The 17308-nt window shown below is 67.8% G+C and carries 16 protein-coding genes; 8 read left to right on the top strand and 8 right to left on the bottom strand.

Annotation, left to right across the window (positions count from 1 at the left end):
* Positions 1-148: 148 nt before the first annotated feature.
* The 4 genes from AAHA49_RS02095 to sdhC are packed head-to-tail and all read right to left on the bottom strand — an operon-like array spanning position 149 to position 3538.
* Positions 149-940, bottom strand: coding sequence for a succinate dehydrogenase iron-sulfur subunit (locus AAHA49_RS02095; protein WP_342037047.1), 792 nt, complete (start codon positions 938-940; stop codon positions 149-151).
* Positions 940-2700: a succinate dehydrogenase flavoprotein subunit gene (gene sdhA, locus AAHA49_RS02090; RefSeq protein ID WP_342037046.1), complete on the bottom strand. Its 1761-nt coding sequence runs from the start codon at positions 2698-2700 to the stop codon at positions 940-942. Before sdhA ends, AAHA49_RS02095 begins: the two co-directional genes overlap by 1 nt.
* Positions 2701-2709: 9 nt before the next feature.
* On the bottom strand, positions 2710-3159 hold the full coding sequence (locus AAHA49_RS02085) for a succinate dehydrogenase hydrophobic membrane anchor subunit (protein WP_342037045.1): 450 nt from the start codon (positions 3157-3159) through the stop codon (positions 2710-2712).
* Position 3160: 1 nt separating this feature from the next.
* Positions 3161-3538: a succinate dehydrogenase, cytochrome b556 subunit gene (sdhC, locus tag AAHA49_RS02080; RefSeq protein ID WP_342037044.1), complete on the bottom strand. Its 378-nt coding sequence runs from the start codon at positions 3536-3538 to the stop codon at positions 3161-3163.
* 268 nt (positions 3539-3806) lie between these two features.
* On the opposite strand from sdhC, the gene AAHA49_RS02075 reads away from it, so the two are divergent.
* Positions 3807-4916, top strand: coding sequence for a mannose-1-phosphate guanylyltransferase (locus AAHA49_RS02075; RefSeq protein WP_342037043.1), 1110 nt, complete (start codon positions 3807-3809; stop codon positions 4914-4916).
* Positions 4917-5426: 510 nt separating this feature from the next.
* Here the strand turns inward: AAHA49_RS02075 and AAHA49_RS02070 are convergent.
* Positions 5427-6650, bottom strand: coding sequence for a globin domain-containing protein (locus AAHA49_RS02070; protein ID WP_342037042.1), 1224 nt, complete (start codon positions 6648-6650; stop codon positions 5427-5429).
* A 166-nt stretch (positions 6651-6816) separates the two neighbouring features.
* Between AAHA49_RS02070 and AAHA49_RS02065 the strand changes: the two genes are divergently transcribed.
* The 5 genes from AAHA49_RS02065 (at position 6817) to AAHA49_RS02045 (ending at position 11926) form a co-directional block, all read left to right on the top strand.
* Entirely contained in the window at positions 6817-7473 is a 657-nt protein-coding gene (locus AAHA49_RS02065) for a winged helix-turn-helix transcriptional regulator (protein WP_342037041.1), read from the top strand.
* A gap of 170 nt (positions 7474-7643) precedes the next feature.
* Positions 7644-9077 carry an amidohydrolase gene (locus AAHA49_RS02060; protein ID WP_342037040.1) on the top strand — a complete coding sequence of 478 codons (1434 nt, stop codon included), beginning with the start codon at positions 7644-7646 and terminating at the stop codon, positions 9075-9077.
* Between the two features lie 98 nt (positions 9078-9175).
* A complete protein-coding gene (locus AAHA49_RS02055) occupies positions 9176-10318 on the top strand; it encodes a BMP family ABC transporter substrate-binding protein (protein WP_342037039.1) in 1143 nt (380 codons plus the stop codon).
* Positions 10319-10361: 43 nt separating this feature from the next.
* Positions 10362-11468: an adenosine deaminase gene (locus AAHA49_RS02050; RefSeq protein WP_342037038.1), complete on the top strand. Its 1107-nt coding sequence runs from the start codon at positions 10362-10364 to the stop codon at positions 11466-11468.
* A complete protein-coding gene (locus AAHA49_RS02045) occupies positions 11465-11926 on the top strand; it encodes a hypothetical protein (protein ID WP_342037037.1) in 462 nt (153 codons plus the stop codon). The genes AAHA49_RS02050 and AAHA49_RS02045 overlap by 4 nt, the downstream gene beginning before the upstream one ends.
* Before the next feature lie 96 nt (positions 11927-12022).
* Here AAHA49_RS02045 and AAHA49_RS02040 read toward each other — a convergent pair whose 3' ends face one another.
* From AAHA49_RS02040 to AAHA49_RS02030, 3 genes are all read right to left on the bottom strand, one after another.
* Positions 12023-12733 (bottom strand): hypothetical protein, encoded by a 711-nt coding sequence (locus AAHA49_RS02040; RefSeq protein ID WP_342037036.1) that lies wholly within the window; start codon positions 12731-12733, stop codon positions 12023-12025.
* Between the two features lie 141 nt (positions 12734-12874).
* Positions 12875-13609 carry a GNAT family N-acetyltransferase gene (locus AAHA49_RS02035; RefSeq protein ID WP_342037035.1) on the bottom strand — a complete coding sequence of 245 codons (735 nt, stop codon included), beginning with the start codon at positions 13607-13609 and terminating at the stop codon, positions 12875-12877.
* Between the two features lie 5 nt (positions 13610-13614).
* Positions 13615-14109 carry a MarR family winged helix-turn-helix transcriptional regulator gene (locus AAHA49_RS02030; protein WP_342037034.1) on the bottom strand — a complete coding sequence of 165 codons (495 nt, stop codon included), beginning with the start codon at positions 14107-14109 and terminating at the stop codon, positions 13615-13617.
* Positions 14110-14323: 214 nt separating this feature from the next.
* On the opposite strand from AAHA49_RS02030, the gene sucC reads away from it, so the two are divergent.
* Both sucC and sucD read left to right on the top strand, forming a co-directional pair.
* Positions 14324-15493: an ADP-forming succinate--CoA ligase subunit beta gene (gene sucC / locus AAHA49_RS02025; protein WP_342037033.1), complete on the top strand. Its 1170-nt coding sequence runs from the start codon at positions 14324-14326 to the stop codon at positions 15491-15493.
* 18 nt (positions 15494-15511) lie between these two features.
* Positions 15512-16414 carry a succinate--CoA ligase subunit alpha gene (gene sucD / locus AAHA49_RS02020; protein ID WP_342037032.1) on the top strand — a complete coding sequence of 301 codons (903 nt, stop codon included), beginning with the start codon at positions 15512-15514 and terminating at the stop codon, positions 16412-16414.
* Positions 16415-17308 lie beyond the last annotated feature (894 nt).

Raw genomic sequence — 17308 nt, 5'->3', positions numbered from 1 at the left:
TCGACCCTGCCGCCGAACATCGACCCTGCCGCCGAACATCGACCCTGCCGCCGAGCGCAGCGACCTCCGGGAACGACGAAGGCGGTCGTGCATGGGCACGACCGCCTCGGCGGATCGGATCAACGGCAGGGGACGACCCCGCCCCGGATCAGAAGGCGCGCTGCAGGATGGCCTGCTTCACCTCGGCGATGGCCTTGGTGATCTCGATGCCGCGCGGGCACGCATCGGTGCAGTTGAACGTCGTGCGGCAGCGCCACACGCCTTCCTTGTCGTTGAGGATCTCCAGGCGCATGTCGCCGCCCTCGTCGCGCGAGTCGAAGATGAAGCGGTGCGCGTTGACGATCGCGGCCGGACCGAAGTACTGGCCGTCGGTCCAGAACACGGGGCACGACGAGGTGCACGAGGCGCAGAGGATGCACTTGGTGGTGTCGTCGAAGGCCTCGCGCTGCTCGGCCGACTGCAGGCGCTCACGCGTGGGCTCATGACCGGAGGTGATGAGGAACGGCATGATCTCGCGGTACGACTGGAAGAAGGGCTCCATGTCGACGATGAGGTCCTTCTCCAGGGGAAGGCCCTTGATCGCCTCGACGGTGATGACCTTGTTCGTGTCGAGGTCCTTGAGCAGCGTCTTGCAGGCCAGGCGGTTGCGGCCGTTGATGCGCATCGCATCGGATCCGCAGACGCCGTGGGCGCACGAGCGGCGGAAGGACAGCGAACCGTCCATCTCCCACTTGATCTTGTGCAGGGCGTCGAGCACACGGTCGGTGCCGTACATCGTGACCTTGTACTCTTCCCAGTGCGGCGCCTCGTCCGTCTCCGGATCGAAGCGGGCGATGCGGAAGGTGCAGTCGAAGGACGGGATCTCTCCCTTGCTGCCGCTCAGGTGCGCGGGAAGATCGACCTTCGACGCCGGCTCCGGGGTGGTGGTTTCGGTGCTCATCAGTACTTACGCTCCATCGGCTGGTAACGGGTGACGACGACGGGCTTGGTCTCCAGGCGCATGCCGGGGATCCCCTCGGCCTCCGCTTCCGGGTCGAGGTACGTCATGGTGTGATGCATGAAGTTCTCGTCGTCGCGGTTCGGGAAGTCCTCGCGGAAGTGGCCTCCGCGGGATTCCTTGCGGTGGATCGCGGCGACGGTGATGACCTCGGCGAGTTCGAGCAGGAAGCCGAGCTCGACGGCCTCGAGCAGGTCGAGGTTGTAGCGCTTGCCGCGGTCCTGGATGCCGACGTTGTCGTAGCGCTCACGCAGCTTCTCGATCTCGTCGAGGGCAGCGCGCAGCGTCTCGTCGGTGCGGAACACCTGGACGTTGGCGTCCATGATCTCCTGCAGGTCGTTGCGGATCGCGCCGATGCGCTCGGGTCCGTCGGAGGTGCGCAGGCGCTCGAGGACGGCGGCCGTGTCGGCCTGCGGATCCTCGGGCAGTTCGACCATGTCGGCGCCGAGGGCGTATTCGGCGGCGGCGATGCCCGCACGCTTGCCGAAGACGTTGATGTCGAGCAGCGAGTTCGTGCCCAGACGGTTCGACCCGTGGACGGAGACACACGCGCACTCGCCGGCGGCGAAGAGGCCGGGGATGACGGTGTCGTTGTCGGCGAGCACCTCGGAGGCGATGTTCGTCGGGATGCCGCCCATCGCGTAGTGCGCGGTCGGGAAGACCGGCACCGGCTCCGTGTAGGGCTCCACACCGAGGTAGGTGCGGGCGAACTCGGTGATGTCCGGCAGCTTCTCGTCGATGTGCGCCGGCTCGAGGTGGGTGAGGTCGAGGAGGACGTAGTCCTTGTTCGGACCGGCACCGCGGCCTTCGCGCACCTCGTTGGCCATCGACCGGGCGACGATGTCACGCGGAGCGAGGTCCTTGATCGTCGGGGCGTAGCGCTCCATGAAGCGCTCACCCTCGGAGTTGCGCAGGATCGCGCCCTCACCGCGGGCCGCCTCGGAGAGCAGGATGCCGAGACCGGCGAGGCCTGTGGGATGGAACTGGAAGAACTCCATGTCCTCGAGCGGGATGCCGCGGTTGTAGGTCACGGCCATGCCGTCGCCGGTGAGCGTGTGGGCGTTCGAGGTGGTCTTGAAGACCTTGCCCACACCGCCGGTGGCGAAGACGACCGACTTGGCCTGGAAGACGTGGATCTCACCGGTGGCGAGCTCGTAGGCGACGACGCCGGCGGGGCGGCGAACTCCGTCGACCTCGGTCATGACGAGGTCGAGGACGTAAAACTCGTTGTAGAACTCGACGCCGTGCTTGACGCAGTTCTGGTAGAGCGTCTGGAGGATCATGTGCCCGGTGCGGTCGGCGGCGTAGCACGAGCGGCGCACCGGCGCCTTGCCGTGGTCACGCGTGTGACCGCCGAAGCGACGCTGGTCGATCTTGCCTTCGGGGGTGCGGTTGAACGGCAGCCCCATCTTCTCCAGATCGAGGACGGCGTCGATGGCTTCCTTGGCCATCACCTCGGCGGCATCCTGGTCGACGAGGTAGTCACCGCCCTTGACGGTGTCGAAGGTGTGCCACTCCCAGTTGTCCTCTTCCACATTCGCCAGAGCTGCGCACATGCCGCCCTGGGCGGCGCCGGTGTGGGAGCGGGTGGGGTAGAGCTTGGTCAGGACCGCGGTGCGTGCCCGCTGGCCGGACTCGATGGCGGCGCGCATGCCTGCGCCACCGGCGCCGACGATGACGACGTCGTAGTGATGAACCTGCATGTTTCTCCTTTAGGCCTGGCAGAACGACGCGAGCAGCGACGGGTCGGCTGCGGCAGGGCAGGGATCGAAGGTGAAGATGACGAGCGTGCCGAGCACGAGGATGACCGCCGAGGCGATGTAGAGGATGAGCTGGAGGCTCATCCGGGTGCCGGGCTTCTCGGCGTAGTCCATGATGATCGTGCGCAGGCCGTTGGTGCCGTGCAGCATGGCCAGCCACAGCATGAGGAGGTCCCAGATCTGCCAGAACGGGCTGGCCCACTTGCCGGCGACGAAGCCGAAGTCGATCTGCTGGACGCCTTCGCCGGCCCACAGGTTGACGAAGAGGTGGCCGAAGATGAGGACGACGAGCACGATGCCCGACAGGCGCATGAAGAGCCACGCGAACATCTCGAATTTCGAGCGCGTGGACTTGTGGCGGGAGTAACCGGTGCGAGGCGCCGGAATCGATGTTGTGCTCATATCAGCCTCCGAACGTGTGCATCAGCTGGCGGGGCACGAACGCGACCATGATGATCAGCCAGAGGATCATCACGCCCCAGAAGAGCTTCCTCTGGTTCTTCGGTCCGCCCTTGGAGAAGTCGATGAGAATGACGCGCAGGCCGTTGAATGCATGGAATGCGATCGCGGCGACGAGGGCGATCTCCCCGAAGGCCATGATCGGCGTCTTGTATGTTCCGATGACGGCGTTGTACGCCTCGGGGGAAACGCGAACGAGTGCAGTGTCAAGCACGTGGACCAACAGGAAGAAGAAGATTCCGACGCCTGTGACGCGATGCGCGACCCAGGACCACATTCCTTCTCCACCGCGGTACAGAGTGCTCGTTGACGCTTGGGCCACGGAGCATCCTCCATCTTGGATGAATCGACGATGTACATCATGAAACTACGCCCAACGCCCCGCAGTTGCCAGTCGGTCCGCCGCTGAGCGGGGAGGATCACACCCAGACCCTGGCAGTTCCCTCACAGCGGCCGATCGTTGAGCGGTCGGCGGCGAATTACAGCATAGACGTGTGCGGTAATTGGCGGCGGTGTGTTCTGGTTCTCCTCACCCCGACACGGCGGAGAACATCGCAGAGGCTCTGCCCGGACTCTGAGACACTGAGGGGGTGAACACGCACTTCCACGCCATCATCCCCGCGGGCGGATCCGGAACCCGGCTCTGGCCGCTCTCCCGCAAGGCATCCCCGAAGTTCCTCCACGACGTGCTCGGCACCGGGCGCAGCCTCCTCCAGTCGACCTGGGACCGCGTCGCCCCGCTCGTCGGCGACGACAACGTCTGGGTCGTCACCGGTGAGAGCCACCTCGACCAGGTTGCCGAGCAGCTGCCCGAACTGTGCCCGAGCCGGATCGTCGCCGAGCCCTCACCCAAGGACTCCGCCGCCGCGATCGGACTCGCGACCCTCCTCATCGCCAAGTCCGACCCCGAGGCGATCGTCGGATCGTTCTCCGCCGACCACTCGATCACGAACATCGACGAATTCCGTGCCGTCATCGAACAGGCCTGCATCGCCGCCGAAACCGGTGACATCGTCACCGTCGGCATCATGCCCCGCCACCCGGCCACCGCGTACGGCTACATCAAGACCGGTGCGCTGCTCGGCATCGACGGCGCCCCCACCGCCCGGCGGGCCCTCGAATTCGCGGAGAAGCCCGCGGCGAGCACGGCCCGCCGCTACGTCGACTCCGGCCGGTACCGGTGGAACGCCGGGATGTTCATCGCCAAGGCCTCCGCGCTGCTCGAGATCCTCGCGACCGAGGATCCGACGCTCTTCGCCGGGCTTGAGCGCATCGCCGACGCCTGGGATTCCGATGACCGTGCCCAGGTGCTCGCCGAGGTGTGGCCGGGCCTGGAGAAGCGCGCGATCGACTACGTCGTCGCCGAACCGGCCGCCGCGGCCGGATGCGTCATCGTCATCCCCGGCGACTTCGGCTGGGACGACGTCGGCGACTTCGACTCCGTGGCCCGCCTGCGCCAGCCTGTGCCCGGCGAACCGCGCGGAGTCATCTCGATCGGCGGTTCGTGCGACCTCCTCGAGGTCGACGCCTCCGGAGTCGTCTTCTCCGAGCAGCCGCGCACCGTGGCCATCGTCGGTCTCGAGGACCTCGTCGTCGTCGACACCGAGGACGTCCTCCTCATCACCTCCCGCTCGCATGCTCAGGATGTCAAGAAGGCTGTGTCCCTGGCCGGTGAGCGCGGCCTCGACGACCTCCTCTGAGCGGCTGCCTCGCGACCCGTTCCGGCCGCAGATCAGGCCCGGATCGCCGTTCGGCCCACTTGAGTACGGAGGGCACTGTTCGCGAACTGGGCCGTCGAGACTCAAGTGAGCTCGAACAGTTCTGACGCCTTCTGGGGCCGGTGATCCGCAAGTCGAATGGACGATGGAGCCGCGTGCCGAACAGCGGAGAGCTGCCCCAGCGACTGTCGGGTCGGCGTCGTGCTCTGAGCGGCTTCCTCGCGACCGCCGGGCCGGTGTGCAGCGACCTGGCGGCCGCAGATCCGGCCCGAATCGCAGTCCGGCCCACTTGAGTACGGAGGGCACTGTTCGCGAACTGGGCCGTCGAGACTCAAGTGAGCTCGAGCAGTTCTGACGCCTTCTGGGGCCGGTGCTGCCGCAAGTTGAGTGGGCGATGGCGCAGCGTGCCGAACAGCGGAGAGCCGCCCGGCGGGGTGCCGGGCGGCTCGCGTATTCGCGGGAGGTCATCTGCCCGCCCAGCCGGTCACGATCTCATTCGGGGTTCTGCGCCCAGAGGTCGGGGCCGAAGACCTCGTAGTGGATGCTGTCGGCGGGCACGCCCTTGCCGATGAGCTCCGTCCTCGTCGCCTGCATGAACGGCAGCGGACCGCACATGAACACCTCCGCCTCGGCGGGGACGGCGATGCCGCTGAGATCCATGAAACCGCTGCGCGCGGGGTGCAGGGTGGGGGCCTCGGTCGCACCCTCTTCGTACCAGTTGAGGGCCTTCGCGTCGGTCATCGCAAGCACCTGCCGGCGCAGTCCCGCGTAGAGCGCATGGTTCGCATGCGAGCGGTCCGCGTGATAGAGCCGGACGGTCCGGTTCGGCTGGCGACGCGAGAGGTCCTCCATGATCGCGGCGATCGGGGTGATCCCGATGCCCGCGGAGACGAGGACGAGAGGCGCGTCGGTGTCGTCGAGGACGACGTCGCCGGCCGGCTGCGAGAGCTTGAGAACGGTGCCCGGCTGCGCGTTGTCGAACAGCCAGCCGGAGACCAGGCCGTCGGGAGCGCCGTTGGCTCCGCGGACCCGCTTGATCGTCACCCGCAGCGTGTCCCCGCGAGGACCCGAGGAGATCGTGTACTGCCGGGGCTGGGTGGAGCCGTCCGGGAGTTCGACGAGGACCGCGACGTACTGCCCGGTGCGGTGGCTGGGAACCTCGCCCTCGACGGGTACGAGGAGGAGGGAGAAGACCTCGTCGGACTCGTCGAAGCGCTCGACGACGCGGTAGTCGCGCCACGGGTGCTCGGGATCGGTGCCGGCCTGGGCGTAGAGCCGGGCCTCCTCGGCGATGAGGGCGGTCGCGAAGAGCCAGTACACCTCGTCCCAGGCGGCCGCGACCTCATCGGTGATCGCCTCGCCGAGCACTGTCTTGACCGCGCCGAGGAGGTACTTGCCGACGATGAGGTACTCCGAGGCCTTCACACCGAGGGACACGTGCTTGTAGGCGATCCGGTTGAGGACAGGGGTGAAGTCGGGGGCGTCGGGGTCGATGAGCTGGACGGCGAAGGCGACGACGGAGGCCGCGAGCGCCTTCGGCTGCTCGCCGATGGCCTGGTTGGCGAGGTTGAAGATGTTGAGGAGCTCGGGGTGGGCTTCGAACATCGACGGGTAGAACACGGAGGTGATCTCGTCGGCGTGCTCGGCGACGACGCCGGCGGTGGCCGCGACGATCTCGTGCGACTGCGGGCTGAGCTGCATTGGGTCATCCTTCATCAGAGTCGATTCGATGTTCTCAGGGTGGCCGGACTGTGCTGCGACCGCTTCGCCTTCGACCGTGTTTATTCGCGCCCACCGCTGTGACCACAGGCGTTGTCACAGAATTCTACGAGGCGTAGAATAAGAGGGCAGTCGATCCCCACCGACCCCGAGGATGGCCGTCATGCCGCGCAGGACCACCGACTACCGAGGACTCACCGAGATCAATCGCGTCCGCCTCCTCGGCGTCATCCAGGACCACCCGGACCTCACCCTCAAAGCCCTCGCCGAGGCGGTCGGCCTCCACGTCAACACGACCCGGGACCACCTCGGCGTCCTCATCGACGAAGGGTTCGTCAGCTCCCGACCGCGGCCGTGCGGCAGCCGCGGACGACCCCCGATCGTCTACCGCGCCGTCGACGATGCGGAAATGAACGCGGCCGCACGTCGGCGCATCGACCATGTGCGCGAAGTCGGTCCCGTGCTGCGCCGCATCGGCATGGCCTGCCAGCCCGCACGCGTACGGGAGCTCGGCGACGATGCGGGGGAGCAGTTCGACACCCTCGTCGAGCACCTCGACGACTCCGGCCTCGAGCCCGTCGCCGACGACACCGAACTGCGGGTCTCGCTCGCCGCGTGCCCGCACCTCCAGCTCGACGGTGCCGAACGGACCATGGCCTGCACCGTCCATGCCCGGCTGCTGCGCGACATCCTCGCCCAGGTGCCCGGACCGCTGGAGATCGACGGCGTCGAACCCTTCCGCACGCAGAACACGTGCGAACTGCGGCTGCTCGCCGAGGAATCCCACGCCGCTGAACGCGTCTGCCCCGCCGCGAGCTGACCCTGCGGGCCACGAGCTGGCCCCGCCGCGAGCTGACCCGGGCGCCGCGAGCTGACTCGGGCGCCGCTTGACGGCAGGGGTTGTGGGTCATCGACGCGGCGGGTCATCGAAAGTGTCGAATTTGGTCACAGGCGGCCCAAACCCGGGCGCGAGTGTCTAGCATGGCCTCAATGTCACTCAACCCCGACCCCAGCACCGCGGTCCGCAGCGGAGATCCCCTCACCGCCGAGGCGACCGCGGGCACGCCCGAATCCGCGGGCTCGGCCGCTCCCGCCGGCACGCCCGATGCCGCCAGCACGACCCCTGTCGCGGGCACGCCCGCTGCCGCCGATCAGGGAACCCCCGGTCCGACCGCCGCCGACGTGGGAGCCGCCGAGACCTCAGGCGCGACCGACGCCAGTGCCGACACCGCCGCAAGCGTCGTCGCTGAGACCATCACTGAGACCATCGCTGAGATCGGCCCCGAGCTCATCGACTTCCGCCGCGACATCCACGCCCACCCCGAGCTGTCCTTCCAGGAGTTCTCGACGACGGACAAGATCGTCGCGCGCCTCGAGGCCGCCGGACTCTCCCCGGTCCGCCTCGAGGGCACCGGGCTGATCTGCGACGTCGGCGAGGGACCCATCGCGCTCGCCCTGCGCGCCGACATCGACGCCCTGCCCATCGACGACCTCATCGCCGAGGACTTCGCGTCGACCGTGCCCGGCGTCGCCCACGCGTGCGGCCACGACGTCCACCTCACCGGCCTCCTCGGCGCCGGCATCGCCCTGCAGCGGGCACACGTTGCGAGGCCCGGCGGCCTCGGCGGCCGAGTGCGCCTGATCTTCCAACCCGGCGAAGAGGTCACCCCGGGCGGGGCGCTGCGCGTCATCTCCCAGGGCGTGCTCGACGATGTGCCCGAGATCTACGCGATCCACTGCGACCCCAACGTCGACGTCGGCCGGATCGGCTCGCGCATCGGTGCGATCACCGCGGCCGGCGACACCGTCCTCATCCGGCTGACCGGTCACGGCGGGCACACCTCGCGGCCCCACCTCACCGAGGACCTCGTCTACGCGCTCGGCAAACTCGCCACCGACCTGCCCTCGACGCTCGGCCGCCTCATCGACCCCCGGCACGCGATCTCCCTCGTCTGGGGCGAGATCAGCGCCGGCCACGCCGCCAACGTCGTCCCTTCCGAGGGCGTGCTGCGCGGCACGCTGCGCTGTCTCGACGTCGACGGCTGGAATCAGGTCGCCGAGGTGCTGCCCGAACTCGTCGAACGCATCGCCGGCCCGTACGGTGTCGAAGTCGAACTCGACCATCGACGCGGCGTGCCCCCTGTCGTCAACACCGAAGACCAGGTCGCGCTCATCGAGTCGGCCGTGCGCGGTGAACTCGGCGAGCACGCGGTGCAGCTGACTCCGCAGTCGATGGGCGGGGAGGACTTCGCGTGGTACCTCACGCACTGCCCGGGCGCGCTCGTGCGCATGGGCACCCGCACCCCCGGTGGGACGACGTACGACATCCACCAGGGCGATCTGCTCATCGACGAGGCGAGTGTTGCGATCGCCACCCGGATCTTCACGGCCACCGCCCTCAAGGTCCTCGACGGCACACGGTGATAAGCCTGCCCGCCTGAGGACCAGGCGTACCCGCCGCCCGCTGACCGCTCGACCCGCCCGATGGGGGAGCACTCAGGCCCGCCCGATAATCTGGTGCGATGAGAACCAAGCTCGTGACCAGGGTGGCCGGCGCCGGCCTCGGCGTGCTCAGCCTCCTCGGTGCGAGCGCGTGCGCGGTCTCGACGCCCGAGGCCGTCGAGGATCCGACGACGGGCTGCATGATCTCGGCTCCGGCCGGGTTCGACGACTACTCCGCCGGGGCGCTCACCCTCGCCGAGACCGAACTCGCCCGCTCGGCGGGTCTCTTCTCCGCGACCTCGAGTCAGCGGGTCTCGAACTCCTCGGCCACCTCGGCGGCACTCGATCGCACGGTCGGTGAGAAGTGCTCGCTGACGACGGTCATCGGTCCCGGTGGGGCGAGCGAACTCGCCGACGTCGCCCGGGAGAACCCGGACTCGCTCTACCTCGGCATGGCCAGCGGCCGCGAGGACTTCCCCGACAACGTGCTCACCATCGACTTCGACCTCGTCCCCCCGGCCTTCATCGCCGGCTACATCGCGGCGACCGCGTCCGAGTCCGGGGAGGTCTCCGCGCTCGTGTCCCGCGGATTCCCGCAGGCGGAGAAGATCCTCACCGCCTTCGACGCGGGCGTGGACCTCTACAACCAGGAGTCCGGCGACGACGTCGAGGACGTCACCTCGTTCCGGAAGTCGCGCATCGCCGGGCGCACCGTCGACGACACCGAGGCGGCCGGACGGGACTTCTTCGACGCCGCCCAGCGATCCGATGCGGATGTCGTCGTGCCCTTCGGTTCGGCGGCGGCGATGGGGGTGCTCGGCGCCGCCGCCGAGGTGCGCGCGTCCGCGGCGACCGCGACCCCGGACCCCGAGGGTGAGCCCCCGGTGCTGCCGAAGCTCATCTGGTACGGGGCCTCAGGCGATTTCAGCGAGGCCGTCATCGCGACGATCGAACCGAACATCCGCCGCGGCCTGCGCACGATGTTCCCCGACTGGCCCCAGAGCAAGAACCCCGACGAGGTCGTCGAACCCGGCCCCGACGACCCCGTGGAGATGAACGGGATCCTCGTCGCCGAGGAGGCCTACGAGGGCACGATCGACAACGGCGGAGTCAACATCTCCGCCGAGGACGGTTTCCTCAGCCGGGTCTCCGACGCGGGCCGGAGCATCGCGGACCTGCGGGGGCGGATCAAGAGCGGAGAGATCGACCCGACGAAGGGGTAGCGTTCCCATGCTTCTCCCCGCCGCCAGCCGATAGACTTGGGCTGTGCATAGAACCCCCGCCGGCGTCGCCCATGACGACCCGATCCTGCAGCTGCCCAAAGTCTCCCTCCACGACCACCTCGACGGCGGTCTGCGTCCGGAGACGATGATCGAACTCGCCGAGGCGGTCGGCCACGAACTGCCCGCCACGGACCCCGACGCGCTCGCGCAGTGGTTCGCGGACTCCGCGAACTCCGGGGACCTCGTGCGCTACCTCGAGACCTTCGCCCACACCACCGCGCTCATGCAGACCCGTGAGGGTCTCATCCGGGTGGCGAAGGAATGGGTGCTCGACCAGGTCGTCGACGGCGTCTTCTACGCCGAGGCCCGGTGGGCTCCCGAACAGCACCTCGAGGGCGGGCTCGATCTCGACGACGTCGTCGAAGCCGTCCAGGAGGGACTTGACGCCGGTGTCGCCGAGGCGGCCGCCGACGGGAGGTTCATCCGCGTCGGTCAGATCATCACCGCGATGCGTCAGGCCGACAACTCGATGGCGATCGCCGAACTTGCGATCCGCCACCGGGAGAAGGGCGCAGACTCCGGTGTCGTCGGCTTCGACATCGCCGGTCCCGAGAAGGGCTTCCCGCCCTCGCTGCACCTCTCCGCGTTCAACGCCCTCCACCAGGCCTACGTGCCGGTGACCATCCATGCCGGAGAGGCCGCGGGCCGGGAGTCGATCCACGAGGCGGTCACCGTCTGCCACACGCAGCGGATCGGGCATGGGGCCCGGATCGTCGAGGACATGGACATCGTCGACGGTGAGGGCCAGCTCGGCAGCCTCGCCGCATGGGTGCTCGATCAGCAAATCCCGCTCGAACTGTGCCCGAGCTCGAACCTCCAGACCGACATCGGCGGCACCATCGCCACTCACCCGATCACGGGGCTCAAAGACCTCGGCTTCGCCGTGACGATCAACCCGGACAACCGTCTGATGTCAGGCACCTCGGTGAGCCGGGAGATGCGGCTGCTCGTCGACGAGGCCGGCTGGACCCAGACCGATCTCGAATGGGCGACCGTCAACGCGATCACCGCGGCGTTCCTGCCCCTCGACGTGCGCGAGCGCATGCTCGATGAGATCCTCATCCCCGGATTCGCCCGGGTGAACGTGTGAGCCCGAAGGAATCAGGCGCCGTGTCCGGCGGTGCGCCGGAGCCGACCGGTCACGGTGCGCAGGAGCCGACCGGTCACGGTGTGCCGACACCGCGGGCGATGCTCATCGTCGTCATCGTCCTCGGCCTGCAGGCGCTCGTGCTGCTCGGCACGGCCGTCTCCTTCATCGTCACCGCCATCGGTGCCGGGGCGCTGGCGACCTCCCTCATCGGGCTGGCCGTGATGTTCGTCGTCTTCGCCGCCGGTCTCGTGGCCGCCGCCCGCGGGTCGTGGCTGCTCCACCGGTGGGCGAGGCCCGCGGCGATCGCCTTCGAGCTCCTCGTCATCGTCTTCGGCATCAGCGTCATCGGCGGTTCGCTCGGACTCGGCCTCGGCTGCCTCATCACGGCGCTCGCCGTCATCGTCGGCTACTTCACCCCACCCGTCGTCGACGCCTACAACCGCGCGCTCGAAGCCTGACGCTCGACCGGGCATCCCAGCTGTCCTGGCACGACCGGGCATGTCCGCCGCCGAGGCTCCACCTCGGCGGCGGATCTCATCTCACTGGCCGAGGTCTCACTGGCCGAGGTACTGCCCGCACGCCTCGGTGAGGTAGTCGCCGGCGACCCCGCCCTCTTCGGACAGGCTCTTCGCGGTCATCTGGATGCCCCACCACACCTGCGGGGACGCGCCCCACTGCTGACGGAACTCCTCACGCTTGCTCGGATCCGCCGAGAGGTCGTCGGCGGCGAGGTTGATCCGGTCCTGGGCATCGGCGGCCGTGCACCGCGTCTTGTCGTCCGGGCCCTTGGGATCGAGTTCGGGGATGTCGTCGGAGTTGACGGTCGTGAGCGTGTACGCGGACGTGCCGACCTCCTCGACGTCGAAGAGACCCTGGATGCGCAGGAACGGGGACTGGTCGCGGTTGACGTTGGCGGCGTCGACAGTGACGCTGACGCTGTTGGGGCTGTCAGCGGTCACCGTGACCTGACCGGAGGTGGGCAGGTCGGGGTTCGCGGTGTGGACCCAGGTCTTGAGGTAGATCGGCTTCTTCTCCTGCGCGGCCTTGGCCAGGCCCTGCCACAGCGGGTCGGTCTCCTTCGCCCCGCCGGGGGAGGAGTCGACGACGGAGATCTCCGGCGCGTCGTCGGGGGTCGCGATCGGGGTGACCTCCTCCTCGCTGACCGAGGGGCGCGGCTGCGGTCGCGTCTCCGTCGAGGTGGGCACGCACGCGGATGTCGCGAGGACTGCGGCGGTGGTGAGCAGGGCAAGGGAGCGAAGGCGCATGGTTCCTCGTACGTCTCGACGGTGCGGGATGCGGTCGCGAACGGACCTCGCATCCAGCCTAATCGCCGGTGTCGGCCGAGCCGGTGAGGACGCGCTGGGACGGTCCGGATGGGCGGTGGCGGACCGATAGCGCCGAGGCGGTCAGGACGGGCGGAGGAACTCCTCGAGGCGGCGCAGCTGCCGGCCCTCGTCGTCGAAGTTCTCCGGTGCGAGCCAGCGGGTGAAGCCGCGGCGCAGGGCCGGCCATTCTGAGTCGATGATCGCGAACCATGCGGTGTCGCGGTTGACGCCCTTGACGACCATGTGCTGCCGGAAGAGCCCTTCGTGGGTGAACCCGAAGCGGGCGGCCGCACGCTTCGAGGGCACGTTGTCGTCGTTGCACTTCCACTCGAAGCGCCGGTAGCCGGCTGCGAACGCGAGGTCCGCGGCGAGGAAGAACGCCTCGGTGGCGCCCCGGGTGCGGGAGAGTGCCGGACCCCAGAGGATGTTGCCGATCTCGATGACCCCGTTGGCCGTGTCGACGCGCATGAGCGCCTGCCTGCCTTCGGCCCGGCCGGTGGCCCGGTCGACGACGGCGAAGAAGAGAGGGTCGGCCGAGGCAGCCGCGGACTCGAGCCAGGCCCCGAACTCGCCGCGGTCACGCGGCGGGGTCTCGGGCAGATACGCGAATCGCTCGTCGGCGCCCTCGGCCGTCGAGGCGGCGAAGAGATCGTCCCCGTGCGCTGCCGGGTCGAGCGGCACAAGATCGACATAGGTGCCGGAGATCGTCTCCCGCCGAGGCGATTCCACCCCGGTCCAACCGCGCAGGGACCCAGCGGTCACCTCGGCGGGATCAGACGCCTCGGCGGGGTTCGCGGGGTCGGTCCTGTCGGTCATCGTCCTCAGTCCTCCTCGCCGTCGAAGCCGGTCGAGAGCTCTCGCAGCAGCGAGGCGAGCTTGCGTCGCCCTGCCGGGGTGAGTCCGGCGAGGATGTCGCGCTCCTTGACGAGGAGGTCGGCGAGTGCGGAGTCGACGGTCGCCCGGCCCGCCTCGGTGAGGCGCACGAGCACACCTCGGCGATCATCGGGATCGGGCAGGCGCTCGACCCAGCCGGCGGTGACGAGACGGTCGATGCGGTTTGTCATCGTCCCCGAGGTCACAAGCGTCTCCTGGAGCAGCGTCGAGGGGGAGAGCTGATACGGCTCCCCGGAGCGACGCAGGGCGGAGAGCACATCGAAGGCCCAGCCCTCGATGCCGTACTCGGAGAAGCTCGACTTCCTCGCCCGATCGAGCTGCCGGGACAGCCGGGTCACCCGGGAGAGGATCTCCATGGGGGAGACATCGAGGTCAGGACGCTCATGTCGCCACGCAGCGACGATCCGATCGACCTCATCCATGATCCGATTTTACGTCCAGATCAAGAATCTTGACGACCAAGATTCTTTTTCACGAGATATTCGTTACGTACCGGGCCTGCGCATTTGGTTGCGCGGGTGCGGTTGGGAATAAAGTGGTCTGTGGTTGTTGCATCCGTCAACGCTCTTGCGGGGCCAAAAGACCCCGCACGAATGCTGGGTGAGAACGCCCTGCAGACGAAACGAAGGAAGACACGTGGATCTTTTCGAGTATCAAGCACGTGACCTGTTCGAGAAGCACGGGGTGCCCGTGCTCAAGGCTCAGGTCGCCACGACACCAGAAGAAGCGAAGAAGGCAGCCGAAGACCTGGGCGGCGGAGTCGTCGTCGTCAAGTCGCAGGTGAAGATCGGCGGCCGCGGCAAGGCCGGCGGCGTCAAGGTCGCGAAGAATCCCGAAGAGGCGGAAGCACGCGCCAAGGAGATCCTCGGTCTCGACATCAAGGGCCACATCACGAAGAAGGTGATGATCGCCGAAGGTGCGGACATCGCCGAAGAGTACTACTTCTCCGTCCTGCTCGACCGATCCAACCGCACCTACCTCGCCATGTGCTCGAAGGAAGGCGGCATGGAGATCGAGCAGCTCGCGGTCGAACGCCCCGAAGCGCTTGCGAAGATCCCCGTCAACGCCATCGACGGCATCGACGAGGCGAAGGCAGCTGAGATCGCCGAGGCGGCCGGCTTCGACGCCGAGACCGCTGCGAAGATCGCCCCCGTCCTGGTGTCCCTGTGGACCGTCTTCGAGAAGGAAGACGCCACGCTCGTCGAGGTCAACCCGCTGGTCAAGACCGGTGCCGGTGACATCATCGCCCTCGACGGCAAGGTCTCCCTCGACGAGAACGCCGACTTCCGTCACCCCGACCATGAAGAGCTCGTCGACGTCTCCGCCGAGGACCCCCTGGAGCTCAAGGCGAAGGACCTCGGCCTCAACTACGTCAAGCTCGACGGTGAGGTCGGCATCATCGGCAACGGCGCGGGCCTGGTCATGTCGACCCTCGACGTCGTCGCCTACGCCGGTGAGAACCACGACAACGTCAAGCCGGCGAACTTCCTCGACATCGGCGGCGGCGCCTCGGCGGAGGTCATGGCCAACGGACTCGACGTAATCCTCGGCGATGACCAGGTCAAGGCCGTCTTCGTCAACGTCTTCGGCGGCATCACCGCGTGCGACGAGGTCGCCCGCGGCATCGTCAAGGCCCTCGAGATCCTCGGGGACCAGGCCACCAAGCCGCTCGTCGTCCGCCTCGACGGCAACAACGTCGAAGAGGGACGCGCGATCCTCGCCGAGGCCGCTCACCCGCTCGTCACCCAGGTCGACACCATGGACGGTGGAGCCGACAAGGCCGCCGAACTGGCTGCTGCGAAGTAAGGAAAGGTCTCCACACACATGTCAATCTTCCTGAATTCCGATTCGAAGATCATCGTCCAGGGCATCACCGGCGGTGAGGGCACCAAGCACACCGCGCGTATGCTCGCAGCCGGATCGAACGTCGTCGGCGGCGTCAACGCCCGCAAGGCCGGCACCACCGTCAAGCACGTCGACCGTGACGGCAACGACATCGAACTGCCCGTGTTCGCCACCGTCGCCGAGGCGATGGAGGCCACCGGTGCGGACGTGTCCGTCGCCTTCGTCCCACCGGCGTTCTCCAAGGACGCCGCGATCGAGGCGATCGACGCCGGCATCGGCCTGCTCGTCATCATCACCGAGGGCATCCCGGTGCAGGACTCCGCCGAGGTCTGGGCACGCGCCCAGGCGGCCGGCAACGCCACCCGCATCATCGGCCCCAACTGCCCGGGCATCATTTCGCCCGAGCAGTCGCTGGCCGGCATCATCCCGGCGAACATCACGAAGAAGGGCAAGCTCGGACTCGTGTCGAAGTCGGGCACGCTCACCTACCAGATGATGTACGAACTCCGTGATCTCGGCTTCTCGACCGCGATCGGCATCGGCGGTGACCCCGTCATCGGCACCACCCACATCGACGCGCTCGAAGCGTTCGAGGCCGACCCGGAGACCGAGGCGATCGTCATGATCGGCGAGATCGGCGGCGACGCCGAGGAGCGCGCTGCTGCCTACATCAAGGAGAACGTGACGAAGCCGGTCGTCGGCTACGTGGCCGGCTTCACCGCTCCCGAGGGCAAGACCATGGGCCACGCCGGCGCCATCGTCTCCGGTTCCTCGGGCACCGCTCAGGCGAAGAAGGAAGCCCTCGAGGCAGCGGGCGTCAAGGTCGGCAAGACCCCGACCGAGACCGCTGAGCTCATGCGCGAACTCCTCGCCGCGAAGTGATCCGCTGACGCCGGACCGCCGCTGAGCGGTCCGGCGCCCCGCGGTTCTCAAGCCCGCCTCCCTCACCGAAGGCGGGCTTCGTGCTGTCCGAGGGCAGGACCATGTTCTGCGCACGCCGCACCATTGGCCGCGAAACCTCGCTCCAGCGGCACGTCCTACGTCGAGCTCCGCATAACGACGGTGGAGCCCGACAGACCACCCGTGCACAGGTGGTGTGTGCCGCTAACCGTGATGGTAGAGAATCCGGTCGCCGCCAGACCCGCTGCCAGACCCGTTGCCTGCGTGCCGCTGCAGTCATTCCGCGCCGAGGTGACGTGGTCGTTACGAAGTCACGGGACGATACGAGACGTCACTGGTGACTCACCTCTGTCCAACTGGTCCGTGAAACTCGACACGGCGCGAATCCTTGAGGAATCCGAGCAACTGGACTTGCGGTCGTGTGCGAACCGCGAACCGCGAATCGCGAACCGCGGCCCGCGATGGTCCGCCCTGCATAAGGTGAGCCGCGCCTCGCACCAGCCTCCGCCGCGCACAAGCGGCCGAGCTGCCGCATCAGACCGGGCTCCGCACCCTCCGCGCCCAAGACTGCGGGCATAGTACTCCCGACTGCGGATGCTGAGAATCATTTGAACGTATTTCGTGTGCAAGTTGTGATGTTCGTTCCCAACTTGTAATGTTTCGGGAGAGTCCCCGCTCAGCATCGATCTCCGAACCCCTCTCGGATAGTCGACGGTGCTGACTTACACAAAAAGGAATACACATGACACATGTCCTTCCTCGCGTAGGGGCAGCCATCCTGGCGATGTTTGCTGGCTCTTCGCAGCTGAGAGTGTAGTCGGGTTGGGCGCGTCGGTCGCTGGATAGGGGTCGAGGCCCTCCGAGGATGGAAGTTCT

It is taken from the genome of Brevibacterium ammoniilyticum, from assembly GCF_038429965.1.
Classification (GTDB): Bacteria; Actinomycetota; Actinomycetes; order Actinomycetales; family Brevibacteriaceae; genus Brevibacterium; species Brevibacterium ammoniilyticum.
This window is presented reverse-complemented; position numbering and strand designations above follow the sequence as displayed.

Bases quoted from the DNA above. Each gene is read 5' to 3' on its own strand.
- AAHA49_RS02070 (WP_342037042.1), bottom strand. From the start codon at position 6,650: ATGAAGGATGACCCAATGCAGCTCAGCCCGCAGTCGCACGAGATCGTC.
- AAHA49_RS02030 (WP_342037034.1), bottom strand. From the start codon at position 14,109: ATGGATGAGGTCGATCGGATCGTCGCTGCGTGGCGACATGAGCGTCCT.
- AAHA49_RS02095 (WP_342037047.1), bottom strand. From the start codon at position 940: ATGAGCACCGAAACCACCACCCCGGAGCCGGCGTCGAAGGTCGATCTT.
- AAHA49_RS02040 (WP_342037036.1), bottom strand. From the start codon at position 12,733: ATGCGCCTTCGCTCCCTTGCCCTGCTCACCACCGCCGCAGTCCTCGCG.
- sdhA (WP_342037046.1), bottom strand. From the start codon at position 2,700: ATGCAGGTTCATCACTACGACGTCGTCATCGTCGGCGCCGGTGGCGCA.
- AAHA49_RS02065 (WP_342037041.1), top strand. From the start codon at position 6,817: ATGCCGCGCAGGACCACCGACTACCGAGGACTCACCGAGATCAATCGC.
- AAHA49_RS02035 (WP_342037035.1), bottom strand. From the start codon at position 13,609: ATGACCGACAGGACCGACCCCGCGAACCCCGCCGAGGCGTCTGATCCC.
- sucD (WP_342037032.1), top strand. From the start codon at position 15,512: ATGTCAATCTTCCTGAATTCCGATTCGAAGATCATCGTCCAGGGCATC.
- AAHA49_RS02085 (WP_342037045.1), bottom strand. From the start codon at position 3,159: ATGAGCACAACATCGATTCCGGCGCCTCGCACCGGTTACTCCCGCCAC.
- AAHA49_RS02055 (WP_342037039.1), top strand. From the start codon at position 9,176: ATGAGAACCAAGCTCGTGACCAGGGTGGCCGGCGCCGGCCTCGGCGTG.
- AAHA49_RS02060 (WP_342037040.1), top strand. From the start codon at position 7,644: ATGTCACTCAACCCCGACCCCAGCACCGCGGTCCGCAGCGGAGATCCC.